Below are 19,205 nucleotides of genomic sequence, written 5' to 3'. Positions count from 1 at the left end.
GAGAGGGAGAAGGGCCTCTACGATCCTCCGCCCGCGGTGCCCGAATTCACCGGGGCGAGCTCGTCTTCCCGGCAGCGCCAGCCGTCGGCGGCTTTGACGAAGGCGAAGGTTCGCTGGACCCTCAGCCGGCGCGTGACGTTGAAGACGTCTGCTGGGCGCGTCTTGTTGCCGGCTCCCTGCTGCGGCCGACCCGTCGTGGCGTCCCAGCAGGTGCCGGTGCAGATGGAGGCGATCCTGCTGCACACGGTGAAGGGAGCGAGCACGGCCATTTCGATTTCGCCCGTGACCTGTGCCTCCTGGTCGGTCACCTGGCTGTCGAGCGCATAGACGCGGTTGATGCGCAGGAAGTTGCCGCAGGAATTGGCCGCATGAATCCGCGCGGCGCAGAAATCGACGGCGTCGGCGTCGGGAATGCGGGCCGCGACCTGCCGGCCGAACACTTTTTTGGGATCGCCCTTCGCGGCGCGGATTTCATCTGTCTTGCGCTTCAAATGGTCGGCGAGACAGTCCTCCGCGGATTCCAGCTCCTGCAGCGGCACGTTCTCCTTGCCGACCAGATTGCATTTGCGGTCGCGCTCGCGCGTCCACCGTCCATATTCGGCGAAGGCAAAGCGTGCCGCAGTCGGGTCCAATTTGCCGATCAGGCCGAGCACCTGGCCGTTGAGCTCGGTTTCGGCAAGCGTCAGCGAGGGGTCTGCGCAGATCACCGCGCCCGCAGCAGTGTTGGCCGCAAGGCAGTCGAAATCCGGATCGCGAACGATCGCGGCGCGCTCCTCGGTGACCTTGAGCAGGCACGCCTTGACGGTCTCGAATTGGTCGGGGCGGATCGCGGTCTGGCCGACGATGCCGCAGCTGAGGTTGCGTTGGCGGACCCAGATCGCATTCTCCTCGATAGCGGGCAGGCGATCCGGCAGGCGGGCGAGCCGCTCCTCGATCGCGATGCTCAGCTTCTCGGCGGCGGCGGCAAGCGCGGCATCACCGCAGAACAATTGGTTGCCGGGGTCGCGAATCGGCTGGCAGTTGTTCCTGGCAAACAGCGGCAGCCTGTCGGCGATCGCGCGGTCGGATTGCGCGGACGCGGGCACCGCCGGCAATGCCAGCAGCGCAAGCACAGACAGCACGATGAATCGCATTCCAAGTCGCCCCCGCACGGAAGGCCCCATGCTAGCGTCTGGTCTTGCGCGGTGAAATGGGTTTGTGGGGACGAGCAGTGGAAGCTGTAGCCCGGATGGAGTGCAAGCTTAATCCGGGGCCGGTGCGAGTGGTAAGAGTCCCGGATTTTGCTGCGCTCTATCCAGCTACGAACAATCAACGTGCCTCGGCGGCCGCCATCGAGACCTGCACCGGCTCGTCGACATATTTCAGCACGGCCGACTGGTGGAGCACGAACAGTGGCTGATAGCTCCGCGTCGCGTCATCCTTGACCATCGCCATGCGGCGATTGTCCAGCATCAGCCATTGCCCGTCGAGCTTTGCCGCGGCAATTGCGTGCGCCTCGCCGGCCCTGACGTCTCGCACCACGACGATGCGGAGGTCCTCAGAGGCAATTCCCGCCAGCCGCAGCGCGGCCAGCTTGGCGATGGCATAGTCCTCGCAATCGCCGGTCCCGCGCGCGAAGGTCGAAAGCGGCGAGCTCCAGACGTCGTCGGTGCCATCATTGGCGGCATGGATGGCGAGATTGATGGCGCGGTTGACCTCGCCGAGCCGCGCGCGACCGTCGCGGGCGCGGGCGTGGTCGACTATGGCGAGCAGCTCGAGCGCTGCCGGTGAAGCGCAATTGTCCCGGTCGCCGTCGCACAGCGCGAGCTGCACCATGTCGTCGTCGAGCTTGTCCTTCAGCACGGACCATCTCTGCTGCAGGCTACCGGACGAGATGGCGAAGGCGAACACGCCGAACGGTTCGGCGGATTTGCGCACGAGGACGCCGGCGCCGGGCGACAGCAGCGTGCCGGCGCGAAGCTCGGCGGCCGATCCGAGCAGGATCAAGCCGCACATGACGAGGATTGCGCGCCAGGCGCGCGAGCGAGCAGCGGTCTCCATCTGACATCCCCTTCCCAGGCTTCACGAGATCCCCCTCGATCTCGACGTGCCGGGCTTTGTTGCTTTCGCGGAGATAGTGCGAGACGGGCCGTTTTGTTCTGCTTAACGCGCCCGGCAGGGGTTCCAAAACCGGGTGACAGGCTGAAATGGGCCTACCGAAATTGCGTAAAATTTTACGATTCGCCGGCTAGGAGGTGTCGCGTTGCCGCGAAATGGAGCCAATTGCAGACACAGGTTGTGGCAGTGCCGAATCCGGATCCTATGGCTAACAACCCCCATTTCATGGGGTTCTGTTAGATAGGTCACAGATTTAACTCCGTATTTGCCGCAGGATGCTGCGGGAGCTCGCGAAGGAAAGATGATGAAAGTATCTGCTTCGTAACTATACAGCAGGTTACTTTGGATGACTGGAAATGCGTGGAAACAGGCTGAATTCGACATACGAATATTTGAGAAATTACTTTCACTCCTCTGTCGCGGCGGCACGCCGTGGGGCCTCCCGGGGCCAAGTGATGCGAAATCACACAAGCAATAGATGGTATCGCTAAGGACTTGCTAATGCTATGCAAGCTTAGGCGGTCGATACTTACTTAAATTTTAACCCTTTATACGGTGCCCGGTTGAATTACGCTGGCCAATTTGACGGCGCGATTTCTTTGGACGGCCAGGGTTCCCGCTCGCCCGTCGGGGCAAATATCGATTCTTTTACCGCAAAGGCGAACGGTCACGTGCCCGACGGCGCGTTCGTCGTTCCCGACCCCAATCTGATCTTCAACGGCGAGTTCAAGCGTGCCGGGCTCGACCTTGTGCTGTCCCACGACGGTCATGAGTTCGTCGTTCACGATTATTTCAGGGGCGACAAGCGCGCCGCGCTCGCTTCGCCCGACGGCGCCCACCTCAGCGGCGACGTCGTCAACGCCCTCACCGGCCATGTCCAGGTTGCCCAGGCCGCGCCCGGTGCCGGTGCGGGCCAGGTCATCGGTCACGTCACCAAGCTCGTGGGAAGCGCGACCGCGATCCGCAACGGCGTCTCGGTCATCCTGAACAATGGCGACAACGTCGAGAAGGGCGACGTGGTCTCGACCGGGGCCGACTCGACGCTCGGCATCACCTTCATTGACGGCACCGTGTTCGGCCTGTCCTCCAACGCGCGGATGGTGCTGAACGAGATGGTCTACGACCCCAACGGGTCGAACAATTCCTCGCTGCTCAGCCTCGTCGCGGGCACCATCACCTTCGTCGCCGGCGAAACCGCCAAGCGCGGCGACATGAAGGTCGACACGCCGGTCGCCACCATGGGCATCCGCGGCACGGCGGTGCTGACCCAGATCAACTTCGTCGTTCCCGCCGGCGGCGGCGATCCGCAGCCGCAGGCGAGCTTCCAGGTGCTGGTCGAGCCGAACGGCACGACCGGCTCCTACATCCTGTTCGACAAGGTCACGCTGCTGCCGATCGCGACGGTCAACCAGGCCGGCCAGATGATCCAGATCAGCGGCGGCAACGTCTCGATCACCAATGCACTGATGTCGCCGGAGGTGCAGAAGCTGATCACGGACGTGTTCACGCTGAAGTTCACCGACAACAACACCAACACTAAGCTGACCACGAACTACACCGATACGATCACGCCGTTCGGCTATGAGGTGTTACTCAAATCGTCGTCCGGCCCTAGCGCCACCGCAACATTCGTCAATCTCAATCCGCAGGGATCGGAGACGCCCACCACCTCCACGCCGCTCATCGTACGCATTCCCGGCCAGCCGATCGCGCAGAGCTTCGACGCGAGCGGCAACGTGAAGACGGCGTTCGCGTTGACGGAGCGTGCGGACACGACCGGCGACACGCGCGCCGACACGATTTCCGGCGTGATCAGGTTCGTCGATCAGAACCTCGGCGACCGGCCGACGGTGAGCATCAGCCTCGCCGAGGCGCCGAACTACGTCTACAAAACTGCGGGCCAGAACGACGTCACCGGCTCCCTCTCGGAGCTCCAGAAGCAGGACATCGCGGCGACGCAGATCCAGATCAGCGTCGTCCCTGACCCCGCCAACAACAACAACGGCTCGGCGGTCTGGACCTACACGATCCCCGACCACGTCTTCGACTTCCTCGCCGCCGGCGAAACCCTGACGCTGACCTACATGGTCCGCGTCGACACCAATTTCACGGTGAACCCCGAGTCCAGGTTCATCCCGATCACCATCACGATCACGGGAACGAACGACAAGCCTACCGTTGCGACGTCAGGCGGCACCGTTATCGAACAGGTCGGGACCGGCAACGAGGCGCTGGACATCATCACGGGCACGGTCACCTTCACCGACGTCGATCTGACGGACCGGCCGATCGTGAGCGCGGCGCTCTCATCCGTCGAGCCGTTCAAATATCTCGATGCCGAAGGCAACGATATCACTGCGTCCCTGACGCCGGAGCAACTCGCGGCGATCGCTGCCGTCAAAGTGCCGCTGACCGTGGTTCAGGGTGCCGGAAACAGCAACAACGGCACGGCCACCTGGACCTACAGCGTTCCCGACCATCTCTTCGACTTCCTGGCCGAGGACGAGAAGCTGATCCTCAACTACGTGGTGCAGGTCGATGACGGGCACGGCGGCGTCGTCAGCACGCCGATCACCGTGTCCATCGACGGTGCGGACGTCAATGTCGAGGGCACCAACGACGTGCCGACGATCGTCGAGGACTCGACGACGCCCACCGGAGAAGTGACAGAGGATACGGCGGCAACCCTGACGGCGAACGGCACCGTCGCCTTCAACGACCCCGATCTCACGGATACGCACACTGCCAGTTACGTCCTGAAGTCGACGACGTCGAACGCGCATCTGCCCGGCTTCGGCAGCGGCACCTCGCATATCGGGACCTTCGCGCTGACCGCGGTGAGCGAGAGTCCGGGTGTCAGCACGCGCGGATCAGTGGGTTGGACCTTCACGCTCAACGACAACGATCCGGTGCTGCAGTCGCTGGCCGAAGGCCAGACCATCACCCAAGTCTACACCGTGACCGTCGACGACCATCACGGTGGCACCGTCACCCGGGACGTCACGGTCACCATCACCGGCACCAATGACACGCCGACCATCACGAGTGATGCAGACGCTGCAAAGGGCAGCGTCACCGAGGATGCCTGCGCGACGCTGTCGATCGAGGGCACGCTCGCGATTCAGGATCTCGATCTGATCGATACCCACACCGCGCAGGCCGCATTCAAGTCGGCGACGTCGAGCGCGCATCTGCCGGGCTTCGATGGTAATGCGCCGCTCGGCACCTTCACGATCGATTGCGAGGTCGCGGAGTTCAACACCGATACCGACAACAGCGCGACGCTGGGCTGGCACTTCAGCCTCGACAACGACAATGCGGTGCTGCAATCGCTGGCGCATGGCCAGACCATCACCCAGGTCTACACCGTCACCTTTACTGACGATCACGGTGCGCAGGTCTCCCAGGACGTCACTGTCACGATCAACGGCGCCAACGACGCGCCGACGATCACGAGCGATCCCGAGGCGGCAACGGGTGCGGTTACCGAGGATGACGGCGCCTCGCTGACGACCAGCGGTACGCTGGCGATCCAGGACGTTGACCTGATCGACACCCATACGGCGCAGGTGCAGTTCAAGTCATCGTCCGTCAGTTCGGCTCTGCCGGGATTCGAGGACGACAGCACGAATATCGGCACCTTCTCCATCGGCGCGGTGTCCGAATCCAACGCCGACACCAGCACCGGCGCGACGCTCGACTGGCACTTCACGCTCGACAACAACGATCCCGTGCTGCAGTCGCTGGCGGAAGGGCAGACCATAACTCAGGTCTACACCGTCACCTTCAAGGACAATCACAACGCGACTGTCACGCAAGACGTCACCGTCACCATCACCGGCACCAACGATGCGCCGACCGTCTCCTATGTGACGTCCGACTACATGAACTTCGACGGTGCGACCATCGCGGTCGGCGACGTACCGACGGTCGCCACCGACGACGTGACGCTGGACGGCTGGGTGAACTGGAACGGAGACGCTGCCTCCGCCAGCCAGGTCTTGTTCTACAATGGCAATACCTCGACCACCGGTTTCGGCCTCATGGGCACTGTCATCAGCGGCAAGCTGGAGATCGCGATTCTCGAGGGCGGCGTCGAGATCCAGGATACCGGCTTCGCGCTTACTGCGGGGCAATGGCATAACCTCGCCTTGACGCGTGACGACGGCATCTTCACGCTTTATGTCGATGGCAACGCCGTCTATTCCCACAGTGGCGGCGTCAACGCGATCGCTGGCGCTCAGGAGCCGTCCTACATGATGATCGGAGCGGCGAGCGGCAGGTACGCTCCGGGCTTCGGTACGCAAGGCTTCACCGGCTCGATCGCCGATGTCAGCGTCTGGACCACCGCACTCACGCAGGCGCAAATCCAGTCGTACGACTTCACCGCGCTCACCGGCAACGAGGCCAATCTGGCCGCCTATTATACGCTTGGCGACGGCAGCGGGAGCACGGCCTCCAACACGGTCAACCCAACCAAGAGCCTCGCCATTGAAGGTGATGCGGATTGGGCCAGCGGGACCTCCGGGCCGGGCGGCGCATTTGCCGATCTGACGGAGACCAATGGCGGCCAGCTCTCGCATGGCGTGCTGGCGGTCTCCGACGTCGACGCGACCGATCACGTCACGGTATCGGTCGATGCGGTGCAGGTTAAGCTCGACAACGTGTTGCAAACGGGCAGCGTCGGCGGGCTGTCGCATGCCGATCTCCTGAACTATCTGACCGTGCCGTCCGGCGACATTCTCAACGGCACGGCGACCCACGCCCAGTTTACCTGGCGATTCAACTCGGCCGGCCAGGCCTTCGACTTCCTCGCCGCCGGTCAGACGCTATCGCTGCAATACACCATCGTTCCGTCGGATGCTCAGGGCTTTGGAACTAGCGCGGTCGTAACCATCAACATCACCGGCACGAACGACGCACCGACGCTGTCCGATCTCCACATCGGCCCGCTCACGGACACCGCTGACGACGACACCTTCTCCAATCTCACCGGGCAACTGGCGGGGACCGACGCCGACAGCGGTGAGACGGCGACGCTGACCTATGCCGTCCTCAATTCAGATCACCAGGCGGCCACGACGGTCGCGGGACTCTACGGCTCGCTGACGGTCAATTCCAACGGCAGCTACAGCTACGTTCCGAATGATGCTGCGATCAATGCGTTGGCGGACGGATCGTATGTCGATACGTTCACGGTCCAGACCACGGATATCCATGGTGCGACCGACACGGCAACGCTCAAGGTGAACGTGACCGGTGCGGACGACGGCGCGGGCCCGGTCATCAACACCGAGAGCTTCCAGGTCGAGCACATCACCGAGAACAGCAACGAGATCATTACCGACCTCGTCGTCATGGACGCCGATCCCGGCGCTGCGACGGACACCTTCACGGTCACGCTGTCGACCGCGAATCCGGACGTCAGCCTCGCAAGTGTTTATCCGACGACCGGCACGCTCGAGCAGATCAACACCGCCCTCGCGCAAGGCGCGGGCATCGTCTACGAGCCGACCGGCGCTGATCCCGAGGCGGGACTGCCAGCCACCGATCAGATCACGCTGACCGTTGCCGATTCGGCGGGCCGCTCGGACACGGTGAACTTCATCTTCGTCGAAGGAGCCGAGAGCCAGGGCATGACCCTGCAAGGTACCGCCGGCAAGGACGTCATTTTCGCGACCGAGTCGAGTGATACGCTGATCGGCGGCAGTGCCAAGGATCAGTTCGTATTCGCACCGGCCTCGTCGCAGGATTCGGTTCAGCACACCGTGAATGATTTCGAGTACGGCCTCGACAAGCTCGACCTGCGGCAGTTCAGCGGCATCAGCTCCTTGAACGACCTTGCCCCGACCGCCGCGCAGGATGGCGGCACGTTGCTTACGCTGGATAGCCACGAGACGATCCTGCTCAAGGGTGTCGCCGTCGCGAATCTCCAGTCCAGCGATTTCATCTTCGGCACTCACGTCGGCTAGTGGAAGCAGGCGGCGCTTCCGGTTTGCACCTCGACCGCGGCAAAAAATCCATAATCCTCAGCACTCGGGGAATAGCCAATCGCACGCCGACGCTTCATGATCGGTGCGCCCGGCATGATCTGGGTCAGGAAGTCTGACTGGCATGAAGCGTTTCAAAATCCTGCGGCGGTGGTTTGCGCGGAAGTTTGGCCTTGCGCGGCTGATCTGCCTTGCGCTGCTGGTCTTGTTCGCAGGCGCGCGCCTGTGGGATCCGCCGCCGATCCAGGAATTGCGGCTGCGCACCTTCGACATGTTTCAATTGATCGATCCGCGCGAGAAGGCGGCGCGGCCGGTCGTCATCGTCGATATCGACGACAAGAGCCTCACCAGACTCGGACAGTGGCCGTGGCCGCGCACGCGCATCGCCGACATGGTCCAGAACCTCACCAAGAACGGCGCGGTGGCGATCGGCTTCGACATGGTCTTCTCCGAAGCCGACCGGCTCAACCCGGAGCAGGTCGCGAGCCAGATGCGCTATCTCGACGACGCGACCCGCGCCAAGCTGCGTGAGCTGCCGAGCAACGATCAGATCCTCGCCGAGGCGATCAAGCGCTCGCACGTCGTGCTGGGCGAGACCGGGCTTCCGGAGGTCTTGTCCGAGCTCGACAAGTCGCTGCCGTTCACGGGGGTTGCAACGGTGGGGGAGGACGGGGCCGAGCGTTTCCTGTTCGAATTCCCCGGCCTGCTCCGCAACGTGCCGGTCATCGAGAGGGCAGCGGCCGGCCGCGGCCTGTTCTCGATCCGGACCGAGCGTGACGGATTGATCCGCCGCGTGCCGATGATCATGCGCGCCCAGGGCAACATCATGCCCTCGCTCAGCCTCGAGATCCTGCGCGTCGTCACGGGCACGCCGACCCTGCTGGTCCGTACCGACAAGACGGGCATCAAGTCGATCCGCCTCAAGGGTTTGGAGGTTCCGACCGACAAGAACGGTCAGCTCTGGGTGCACTATGCCCGCCGGGATCCTTCGATCTACGTCTCCGCGGTCGACGTGCTCGACAATGCGGTGCCGCCCACGAGGTTTGCCGGCAAGCTGGTGCTGGTCGGCACCTCCGCGGGCGGCTTGAACGACATCAAGACCACGCCGGTATCCCGGGCCATGCCGGGTGTCGAGATCCATGCCCAGGTGCTGGAGGGCGTGCTGAGCCGCGCGGTGATCTCGCAGCCGAACTATGCGCTGGGCGTCGAGCTGATCGCGGCGCTGATCATCGGCCTGCTCGTCATCATCTTCACGCCGAATCTCGGCCCCGTCCGCCTCGTGCTGGTTGGAGCGGCCTTCGCGGCCATCCTGATCGGCGTGTCCTGGTTCTCCTACACGCAGCACCGTTATCTCATCGACTTCACCTATCCGCTGCTGTCGACGACCGCAGTCTACCTGACGCTGATCTTTGCGAGCTTCGTGCGCGAGCAGCGCCAGCGCGTGCAGATCCGCGGGCAATTCGCGCAATATATGTCGCCTGTGCTGGTCGAGCAGCTGGCGCAGTCGCCGGAAAAGCTCGTGCTCGGCGGCGAGGAACGCGAGATGACGATCATGTTCTCCGACGTGCGCGGCTTCACCACGATCTCCGAGAGCTACAAGCACGATCCGCAGGGGCTGATCGAGCTGATGAACCGCTTCCTGACGCCGCTGACCGACGTCATCATCGACCGCAAGGGCTATATCGACAAGTACATGGGCGACGCCATCATGGCGTTCTGGAACGCGCCGCTCGACGACGCCGAGCACGAGATCAACGCCTGCGAAGCCGCGATCCAGATGCTCGAGCAGATCGACGAGGTCAACAAGGAGCGCGAGCAGGAGGCCGCCGACGGCGGCCACGTCTATATCCCGCTCAATGTCGGCATCGGTCTCAACACCGGCATCGGCGTGGTCGGCAACATGGGGTCCGACCTGAAGAAGAACTATTCGGTGCTCGGCGACAGCGTGAACCTGGCCTCGCGCCTCGAGGGCCAGTCGAAGGCATACGGATTTCCGATCATCGTGGGCTCGCGCACGGCACTCGCTGCCAAGGAGAAATTCGCGATCCTCGAGCTCGACTTCATCATGGTCAAGGGCAAGACCGAGCCGGAAGTGATCTACGCCATCGCCGGCCGCGAGGACGTGATGCATTCGGCCGCGTTCCAGCGCCTGCGCAACATCACCATCGAGATGCTCGGCTGCTACCGCAGCCGCGACTGGCAGGGCGCCCTGGATGCCATCGAGCGCGGCCGCAAGAGCGAGGACGCCGACACGCTGGAGAAGCTGTTCAGGCTTTACGAGGCGCGGATCAAGGATTTCCAGATCGATCCGCCGCCGGAGGGCTGGACCGGCGCCTATGCCCTGCTGACCAAGTAGTCGTCACGGTCACCGCTCGTGCAGGGTGGGCAAAACATAGCATGCCTACCATATGCAGGTGCATCGAGGTAAGTATGGTGGTGGGACGGCGCTTGGCGCCTCTGCCCAACCAAAAGAAAAAAGGGCGAGCTGAGTGATGGACGCACAAGTGAGACAGAACGACCGCATCGGGGTGCTCGAAGAGCTCCTCAACGAGCGCTACTCCGTTCGCGCATTTCTCCCCAAGGAGGTCGATCGCGCCACCATCGAGCATGTGCTGGCGACCGCGCAGCGCACGGCGTCCTGGTGCAACAGCCAGCCCTGGCAGGTCATCATCGCCAGCGGCGAGGCCAAGGAGCGCTTTCGCAAGGCGATCTACGCGGAGGCCTCGAAGGGCCTCGGCGATGACTACGACTTCACGCCACCGCGCGAATATGTCGGGGTCTATCTCGATCGCCGCCGCGAGAGCGGCTTCCAGCTCTACAACACGCTCGGCATCGCCCGCGGCGACAAGGCGGCCTATGCCAAGCAGGCGCTGGAGAACTACAATTTCTTCGGCGCACCGCATGTCGCCATCATCCACACCAACGAGCCGCTCGGCATCTACGGTGCGATCGATTGCGGCGCCTATGTCTCCAACTTCGTGCTGGCGGCGCAGGCGCTCGGGCTCGGCACCATTCCGCAGGCCGCGCTGGCGCGGCATTCCGGCCTGATCCGCCGCCACTTCGATCTGCCCGATGACCGCCGTGTCGTCTGCGGCATCTCGTTCGGCTATGCGGACCATGCGCACAAGGTCAACAGCTACCGCACCTCGCGGGCGAGCGTGGCCGAGACCGCAACATTCGTGGATGTGTGATCGCGACGTAAGCCGGACGCATCGCGCGCGAAGACAGCCGTGGAAGCGGCCGTCTTCGTCTCGTTCCGGTGCGATTGACGGCGGCGGTCAGCCGCCGCTGCCGCCGATCACGGCCCGCACGGTCTCGTCAGGCCCAAAATCCTCGGCGCCGTCGACATAGAGCAGCGCGGCGAGCTTCGAGCGGGCGCGGTTCACGCGGCTCTTGATGGTGCCGACTGCGCAGCCGCAGATCGAGGCCGCGTCCTCATAGGAGAAGCCGGACGCGCCGACCAGGATCAAGGCTTCACGCTGATCCTGCGGAAGCTTGTCGAGCGCGGTGCGAAACTCCTCGAATTCGAGGTGCGCATTCTGCGAGGGCTGGGTCTTCAGCGTCTTGGCGTAATTGCCCTCGGCATCTTCGACCTCGCGCCGCCGCTTGCGATAGTCCGACCGGAACAAATTGCGCAGGATCGTGAATAGCCAGGCCGGCAGGTTGGAGCCGGGCTGGAACGAGTCGATGTTGGCGAGCGCACGCAGCAGCGTCTCCTGGACCAAATCGTCGGCGCGGTCCGCATTGCCGCTGAGCGAGATGGCGAAGGCGCGCAGACTAGGCACGGCCGCCAAGATGTCGTTACGCAGGGAGTCCGTGAGAGGCATTAATCCCTCCCATTGTTGTTGTCGTTGGATCCGCCCTCATTTTCTACGTGGGGTGACGCTCCCGGCGCATCAAGCTTCTTGATCAGTTCTGCGAACCGATCCGGAACCCCCTGTCGCACGACATCGTCGTACATGGCGCGCAACTGGTGCCCGATCCGGGATTGAATCTCCGGAGTCAGGCCTCCCTTGCCGGGGGTCGTGCTTCTGCTGGCTTGAGACTTGAGATCTTTCATGACCTGTTCCACGTTTCCCCGAGTTAAGTGACTGTAAAATCGAGAAGTTTTCTCAACCGGGAGCCGTTCCCTGGATAGGCACAATTCCAGCTGCGCCAAAAAGTTCCCAGCTCGGCGGAACTTTTGTTGTCGTGAGGCGTAGACAGCCCAGCAGGGGAACCTGGGCCCCCCGCGTGATGCCTGACCTCAGGATTGGACCTCAAGGTTGGCCCAAAGACGAATGGAGTGGGGATGTCCCGTTCACAGGTAGTTGCTGAACACTTGCCGTTGTTGCGCAGGTACGCGCGGGCTCTGACAGGCAGCCAGGCCTCCGGTGACGCCTATGTCGCCGCCATGTTGGAAGCCATGCTGGGCGATCCGTCGGTGCTCGACGAGAACCATGGGCCCCGGGCCGGCCTGTTCCGGCTCTTCACCCAGATCTGGAATTCAGTCTCGATCAACGACGATGCCGAGGTGACGACCTTGCCGATGCCGCCGGAACGGCGGCTGTCGAACATCACCCCGCTGCCGCGCCAAGCCTTCCTGCTGCTCTCGCTCGAGGGCTTTTCGGAAGAGGAAGTCGCCTTCATTCTCGGCACCGATGTTGCCGAGACGCGCCGTCTTGCGGACGCAGCCGGACGCGAGATGGCCGCCGAGATCGCCACCGACGTGCTGATCATCGAGGACGAGACCTTCATCGCCATGGACCTCGAGAGCCTGGTGAAGAATCTCGGCCACAACGTCGTCGGCGTCGCGCGCACCCATGCCGATGCGGTGGCGCTGGCCAAGAACAAGCGGCCCGGCCTGATCCTTGCCGATATCCAGCTTGCCGACGGCTCGTCCGGCCTGGACGCCGTTAACGAGCTCCTGCGCACCTTCGAGGTGCCGGTGGTGTTCATCACGGCCTATCCGGAGCGCTTCCTCACCGGCGAGCGTCCCGAGCCGGCGTTCCTGATCTCAAAGCCGTTCCAGCCCGCGATGGTATCGGCGGTGGCGAGCCAGGCCCTGTTCTTCCAGCGCAACTCGCGCAATCGCACGCCCAAAGCGCCTGCGGCTTAACAAGGCGCCTGCGGCCGTCCCAATAGCGAAGTCCGGCGTGCCCAAGGCACGCCGGATTTTTTTCATGCCGCCGGCCCGCTTGACGGGCGCTGAATTTCGCCGCCCATAGCTCATGTAGCAGCTGCGCGTGCGACCACGCCAATCGGAGACGTGCCCATGGACCAGCAACTCCTCGATCGTCTCGCCATCCGCGATCTCGTCGAGAACTGGGCGGTGTGGCGCGATGCCGGCGACTGGGAGCGCTTTGCCACGGTTTGGCACGAAGAAGGCTGGATGTCCGCGACCTGGTTTCAGGGGCCGGCCCGGGATTTCATGCGGGTCAGCCAGGAGGGTTTTGCCAGGGGCGTGCGCATCCTGCATTTCCTCGGCGGCACCAGCATCGATCTTGCGGGTGCGCGAGCGATCGCGCAGACCAAGATGACCATCTCGCAGCGCGGCCTCGTGCACGACGTGCTCTGCGACGTCGTCTGCACCGGACGCTTCTACGATTTCCTGGAGAAGCGGGACGACCCATCAGGTATCGGCAAATGGGGCATCGTCCGCCGCCAGCCCATCTACGAGAAGGACCGCATCGACCCGGTCGATCCCGCCGCGACGCTTCGGCTCGACCAGGATGCGCTGGCTGCACTCCCCGAGGGCTACCGCCACCTCGCCTACATGCAGGAGCTGATCGGCTACAAGGTGAAGCGCGACATGCCGGGCCTGATCGGCCCCGAGGTCGAGAAGCTCTATGGCGAGGGCCGGGAGTGGCTGGCAGGAAAGGCGAAGTAGGCCCCAGATAAAAGTAAGGCGCGACTGGCATCACCACAGTCGCGCCCTACGTCGCCGGCTTATGGGGCAGGGGGGAATAGCCGGCTGCTGAGACGACTCCTGTGCGCGAAAGTCGTTCCAAGGCGCGCGAAATATTTTGCCGTCTGCTGCATTTTTCGCACACGGTTAAGTGATCGTAGCTGTCGAGAACCCCCGATCCTGCGGCGGCGTTGTTCCCGTGCCCGCCATGGGGCGAGGGATCGGCAGCCATGTCACAGATTCAAAAGGTTTTTTTGAGCGCAATTGCGGTCGTCGCCACCCTCGGTGCCGTGCAACTGGCCTCCGGGCATGATCTCGCAGACCGCTGGCAGGCGGTCGCCGACCTCCCCAGCCACGGTTCCACCGTCGCGGTGGGTCACAACGTCAACCGCACCGCCAAGGCAGACCGGCTTGCAGAGATCAAACCCGCAGCCGTTCCCACCCGTACCGTCTCGATGCGGCTGAACGACCTCGCCGATACGTCGGTGCTGCTGCGGGTCCCCGCCGTGATCGAGACCGGCAATGCCAAGACGCCGGTGCTGCTCCAGAACCAGAAGAAGCCTCGCAACAAGCCGACGATCGCCTGTGAGCCGATGGTCAGCTCCCTGACCGAGGTCGCAAGGCTGCTCCAGCCCGGCCGCTGCGTGACCTGACCCCCTCTCCGCGAGGGGTGGTTTGGCGGACCCAGACTTCACATCCTCTTGATCCGCCATTGCCTCGCGCTATATCCGGGTTCCCTCCCTTTTGTTTGACCGGGTAAGCGCATGACGACGTCAGATACGGCTGTGCATACGCAGCCTTTCCAGGCCGAAGTTTCCGAACTGCTGCACCTGATGGTGCACTCCGTCTATTCGGAAACCGACATCTTCCTCCGCGAGCTCATTTCCAACGCCTCCGATGCCTGCGACAAGCTGCGCTACGAGGCCATCGCCAGTCCCGCCCTTCTGGGCGAAGGCGACGCACTCAAGATCCGCATCATCCCGAACAAGACGGCCAAGACGCTCACGATCGCCGACAACGGCATCGGCATGGAGCGGCAGGAGCTGATCGACCATCTCGGCACCATCGCCCGCTCCGGCACCAAGGCGTTCGTATCCAAATTGAAAGAGGCCAAGGATGGGCTCGGCCTGATCGGCCAGTTCGGCGTCGGTTTCTATTCCGCCTTCATGGTCGCAGAGAAGATCGTCGTGATCAGCCGCCGCGCCGGCGAGAGCGATGTGTGGACCTGGACGTCCTCCGGCGGCTCCGGCTTCGAGATCGCCCGTGCCAGCGACGAGGAAGCGGCGCGCCTGACGCGCGGCACCGAGATCGTCCTGCACCTGAAGGACGATTCCAAGAAATATCTCGAGACCTACGAGATCGAGCGTATCGTCACCGCCTATTCCGACAACATCCTGTTTCCGATTGAGCTCGTGCCCGAAGACGGCGAGCCGCGGCAGATCAATTCGGCGAGCGCGTTGTGGCAGCGCTCCAAATCCGAGCTCACGGCTGACGATTACAAGAAGGCCTATCAGCAGATCGCCTCTGCCTTCGACGATCCCGCGATGACGCTGCACTACCGCGCGGAAGGACGTTACTCCTACGCCGTGCTGCTGTTCGCGCCCTCGACCAAGCCGTTCGACCTGTTCGAGCCGAACCGCAAGGGCCGCGTGAAGCTCTACGTCCGGCGCGTCTTCATCACCGACGATGCCGACCTCTTGCCGGGGTACCTGCGCTTCATCCGCGGCGTGGTCGACAGCGAGGATCTTCCGCTCAACATTTCGCGCGAGATGCTCCAGAACAATCCGCAGCTGGCGCAGATCCGCAAGGCGGTGGCGACGCGTGTGGTGTCCGAGCTCGAAAGCCTTGCGGACAAGGACCCCGAGAATTTTGCCAAGATCTGGGACGCCTTCGGCCCGGTGCTGAAGGAAGGCATCTACGAGGATTTCGAGCGGCGCGAAAAGCTGCTCGCACTGTCGCGCTTCACCACCACGTCGGGCGAGAAGCGGTCGCTGAAGCAGGTCATCGCCGATTTCAAACCGAACCAGACCGAGATCTATTATCTCGTCGGCGACAGCATTGAGCGGCTGAAGTCCAATCCGCGGCTGGAAGCTGCGACCGCGCGCGGCATCGAGGTGCTGCTGCTGTCGGATCCCGTCGACGCGTTCTGGACCTCGATGCCCTCGGATTTCGAAGGCAAGCCGCTGAAGTCGCTGAGCCAGGGCGATCTCAATCTCGATTTGATTCCGCGTATCGACGATAAGGACGAGGCGAAGAAGGACGAGCCGGCTGCGGACGAAGCAGCCACCATCGCGGTGATCAAGGCCGCGCTGGGCGAGCGCGTCAGCGACGTCAAGGTCTCGACGCGCCTGACCAGCTCGGCCTCCTGCCTCGTCGCCGACAGCCAGGGTCCGAGCCGCGAGCTCGAGCGCATCTTGTCGCAGCAGAACCGCGGCATGAAGACCAAGCCGATCCTCGAGATCAATTTGCGCCATCCGCTGGTCACCGCGGTCACCAAGGCGCAGGCTGGCTCGACAGTCGTCGACGATATCAGCCTGCTTCTGCTCGAGCAGGCGCAGATCCTGGACGGCGAATTGCCGGAAGACCCGGCGGCGTTCGCGGCACGGCTGAACCGGCTGGTGTTGCAGGGGCTCGGCGGCTAGCGCTGCCTCGCAGCATCATTCGGACCGCCAGGTTGTCAGATCGCTGATCGCGCAACGCCTCTGGCGCTGCGCGTCTCACTCACCTTGACGTCATCAGGTCTCAGGAACAGTCGCGGACGGCGAGATGTTGTGTCATATGAAGCGACGTCACCAGTTCGAGGATTTCCCATGCGCTTGTCATTCCTCACTCTTACCGCGGTCTTCACGCTGCTGGGCGCAGCGGATGCCAGCGCGCAGCGATACGATCCGGCCTATCCCGTCTGCATGCACCGCTACGTCGGTGGCGGCCCTGGTGGCGGAGGCAGTGACTATTTCGACTGCTCGTTCACCTCGTTGGAGCAGTGCCGCGCCACGGCGTCGGGCCTTGCCGCGACCTGCGACCTCAATCCCTATTACGCCTTCAACGAATCGCCGCCGCCGCGCCGGCGTCCCAAGAAGGTGCACTGAGGCGAACGGGACCAAGGCCGGGAATTCTGTATTCATCGCTCTTTCGACCTGGTCACACCCGTCGGCGCGCTGCCGGCGGGTGCGACCTTGGCTGCGCGCTGCCGACAGTTAATCGCGCCCTAACCGGGTTTTACCTTGTCTCTTAACGCCTGGGTCAGGGCGCGCGGGCTAAACTGCCGGAAACCGCAGACCGCCCGAAAGAGTAAACAATATGACCACCGGCGTCATCGAGAAGCCGAAAGCCGCGCGCGCACCGTCGGCTTCCAAGATCTGGTTGAGGGCGATCGAGCTCACCGCGCGGATCGAAACGCTGCCGGGCCGCCTGTTCGCCGACGTCGTCGACGATTGGGCGCAGCGCCAGCCTAACCGCGTTGCTCTGGTGGCGGACGAGGCAAGCCTCGATTACGAAGGCCTCTCGAAGAGGATCAATCGCTACGCCCGCTGGGCGCGCTCGCTCGGCCTGTCCAAGGGCGATACCGTTGCGCTGATCATGCCGAACGGCATCGATTATATCGCGGCCTGGCTCGGCATCAGCCGCGTCGGCGGCGTGGTCGCACTGATCAACACCAAGCTCGTCGGGCAATCGCTCGCGCACTGCCTTGATGTCGCGAAGCCGATGCATGTCATCGTTGCGCATGAGCTAGCGGGGATGCTGGACAGCGCGGCACCTCATCTGAAGACGGCGGCAAAAGTCTGGACGCATGGCGATAGCCGCAGCGAACGTGCGATCGACGTCGCGCTTGCCGTTCTCGACGACGGCCCGCTATCGCCGGAGGAGCATGGCGAGGTCACCATCGACGACCGTGCGCTGCTGATCTACACCTCCGGCACCACCGGCCTGCCGAAAGCGGCCAGCATCAGCCACCGCCGCATCCTGAATTGGGGGTTTTGGTTCGCTGGCCTCACCGGCGCGACGCCGCAGGATCGGCTCTACGATTGTCTGCCGCTGTTCCATTCGGTCGGCGGCATCGTCGCGCCGTGCAGCATTCTGGCCGCCGGCGGTTCGGTAGTGATCGCCGAGAAATTCTCGGCCTCGCATTTCTGGTCCGACATCGTCCGGCACGACTGCACGCTGTTTCAATATATCGGCGAGCTCTGCCGTTACCTGCTCAAGGCCGCGCCCTCGGAATACGAGAATCGGCATCGCCTGCGGCTCGCCTGCGGCAACGGGCTGCGCGGCGATATCTGGGAGGATTTCCAGGCGCGCTTCGCCATTCCGCGCATCCTCGAATTCTACGCCGCGACCGAAGGCAATTTCTCGCTGTTCAACGTCGAGGGCCAGCCGGGTGCGATCGGCCGCGTCCCGGCGCTGCTCGCGCACCGCTTTCCTGCCAGGCTCGTCAAGCTTGACCCCGATAGCGGCGCGCCGCTGCGCAATGAAGAGGGCTTCTGCATCGCCTGCAGCCGCGGCGAGGCCGGCGAAGCGATCGGCCGCATCGGCACCGCGGACGAGGGCGGTGGGCGCTTCGAGGGCTACACCGATGCCGGTGAGACCGAGAAAAAAGTCTTGCGTGACGTCTTCGTCAAGGGCGATGCCTGGTTCCGCACCGGCGATCTGATGCGGATGGACGACAAGGGATTTTTCCATTTCGTCGACCGTATCGGCGACACGTTCCGCTGGAAGGGCGAGAATGTCGCGACCTCCGAGGTGAACGATGCCGTGCGCGATTTCATTGGCGTCGTCGATGCCGCCACCTATGGCGTCAGCATTCCCGGCGCCGACGGCCGGGCCGGGATGAGCGCGATCGTCGTGAACGAGGGCTTTGACATCAGCGCGCTGCCCGCCCATCTCGCGCAACGCCTGCCGGTCTACGCCCGCCCGCTCTTCATCCGTATCTCGCGCGAGCTCGACGCCACCGAGACCTTCAAGCAGAAGAAGGGCGAGCTCGCCCGCGAGGGATTTGACCCGGCCGCGGTCGCCGATCCGCTGTTCATGCTCGACCCGATATCCGGCGTCTACGTCGCGCTGGACGCGGAGACATATGCGGCCATCTCGGGCGGTACGATCAGGCTGTAGGGCAACCAAAATCGAGAGATAGGTCCAATTTTATCTGAATTGTCCAAGAAGCCATTTACTTCTGTCGGGTAAACAGACCGCGATGGGGAGGCGGTCAGCAAGAGCCGCCGCAACAACGAGATCGA

The 19,205-nt window shown here is 63.5% G+C and carries 13 protein-coding genes; 9 read left to right on the top strand and 4 right to left on the bottom strand.

Annotation, left to right across the window (positions count from 1 at the left end; translation table 11 throughout):
• Positions 1 to 17 precede the first annotated feature (17 nt).
• A complete protein-coding gene (locus I6F20_RS13450; RefSeq protein ID WP_035997615.1) occupies positions 18 to 1,133 on the bottom strand; it encodes a lysozyme inhibitor LprI family protein in 1,116 nt (371 codons plus the stop codon).
• A 175-nt stretch (positions 1,134 to 1,308) separates the two neighbouring features.
• Positions 1,309 to 2,040 carry a transglutaminase-like cysteine peptidase gene (locus I6F20_RS13445; RefSeq protein WP_036021290.1) on the bottom strand — a complete coding sequence of 244 codons (732 nt, stop codon included), beginning with the start codon at positions 2,038 to 2,040 and terminating at the stop codon, positions 1,309 to 1,311.
• A 728-nt stretch (positions 2,041 to 2,768) separates the two neighbouring features.
• Between I6F20_RS13445 and I6F20_RS13440 the strand changes: the two genes are divergently transcribed.
• The 3 genes from I6F20_RS13440 (at position 2,769) to I6F20_RS13430 (ending at position 11,278) form a co-directional block, all read left to right on the top strand.
• On the top strand, positions 2,769 to 8,069 hold the full coding sequence (locus I6F20_RS13440) for a VCBS domain-containing protein (protein WP_225126512.1): 5,301 nt from the start codon (positions 2,769 to 2,771) through the stop codon (positions 8,067 to 8,069).
• Between the two features lie 142 nt (positions 8,070 to 8,211).
• Entirely contained in the window at positions 8,212 to 10,443 is a 2,232-nt protein-coding gene (locus tag I6F20_RS13435) for a CHASE2 domain-containing protein (RefSeq protein ID WP_225126509.1), read from the top strand.
• Positions 10,444 to 10,579: 136 nt separating this feature from the next.
• Entirely contained in the window at positions 10,580 to 11,278 is a 699-nt protein-coding gene (locus tag I6F20_RS13430) for a nitroreductase (protein ID WP_035997645.1), read from the top strand.
• Between the two features lie 87 nt (positions 11,279 to 11,365).
• Here I6F20_RS13430 and I6F20_RS13425 read toward each other — a convergent pair whose 3' ends face one another.
• Together I6F20_RS13425 and I6F20_RS13420 are read right to left on the bottom strand one after the other, a co-directional pair.
• Entirely contained in the window at positions 11,366 to 11,914 is a 549-nt protein-coding gene (locus I6F20_RS13425; protein ID WP_018316216.1) for a sigma-70 family RNA polymerase sigma factor, read from the bottom strand.
• A complete protein-coding gene (locus I6F20_RS13420) occupies positions 11,914 to 12,147 on the bottom strand; it encodes a NepR family anti-sigma factor (protein ID WP_025032292.1) in 234 nt (77 codons plus the stop codon). The genes I6F20_RS13425 and I6F20_RS13420 overlap by 1 nt, the downstream gene beginning before the upstream one ends.
• 231 nt (positions 12,148 to 12,378) lie before the next feature.
• On the opposite strand from I6F20_RS13420, the gene I6F20_RS13415 reads away from it, so the two are divergent.
• The 6 genes from I6F20_RS13415 to I6F20_RS13390 all read left to right on the top strand — a co-directional run bounded on the left by I6F20_RS13415 (position 12,379) and on the right by I6F20_RS13390 (position 19,080).
• Positions 12,379 to 13,185 carry a response regulator gene (locus I6F20_RS13415; protein WP_035997648.1) on the top strand — a complete coding sequence of 269 codons (807 nt, stop codon included), beginning with the start codon at positions 12,379 to 12,381 and terminating at the stop codon, positions 13,183 to 13,185.
• A gap of 156 nt (positions 13,186 to 13,341) precedes the next feature.
• Positions 13,342 to 13,956, top strand: coding sequence for a nuclear transport factor 2 family protein (locus tag I6F20_RS13410; protein ID WP_057028231.1), 615 nt, complete (start codon positions 13,342 to 13,344; stop codon positions 13,954 to 13,956).
• A gap of 248 nt (positions 13,957 to 14,204) precedes the next feature.
• On the top strand, positions 14,205 to 14,627 hold the full coding sequence (locus I6F20_RS13405; protein ID WP_036021311.1) for a hypothetical protein: 423 nt from the start codon (positions 14,205 to 14,207) through the stop codon (positions 14,625 to 14,627).
• Between the two features lie 111 nt (positions 14,628 to 14,738).
• Positions 14,739 to 16,616 (top strand): molecular chaperone HtpG, encoded by a 1,878-nt coding sequence (htpG, locus tag I6F20_RS13400; protein ID WP_225126507.1) that lies wholly within the window; start codon positions 14,739 to 14,741, stop codon positions 16,614 to 16,616.
• A gap of 168 nt (positions 16,617 to 16,784) precedes the next feature.
• Positions 16,785 to 17,063, top strand: a complete 279-nt coding sequence (locus I6F20_RS13395) for a DUF3551 domain-containing protein (protein ID WP_035997672.1) — start codon at positions 16,785 to 16,787, stop codon at positions 17,061 to 17,063.
• A 211-nt stretch (positions 17,064 to 17,274) separates the two neighbouring features.
• Positions 17,275 to 19,080 (top strand): long-chain-acyl-CoA synthetase, encoded by a 1,806-nt coding sequence (locus I6F20_RS13390; protein WP_036021317.1) that lies wholly within the window; start codon positions 17,275 to 17,277, stop codon positions 19,078 to 19,080.
• Positions 19,081 to 19,205 lie beyond the last annotated feature (125 nt).

This window comes from Bradyrhizobium sp. IC3123 (assembly GCF_020193625.1).
Classification (GTDB): Bacteria; Pseudomonadota; Alphaproteobacteria; order Rhizobiales; family Xanthobacteraceae; genus Bradyrhizobium; species Bradyrhizobium yuanmingense.
Note: the sequence above shows the minus strand (reverse complement) of the source record. Positions and strands in the feature narration are given on the sequence as shown.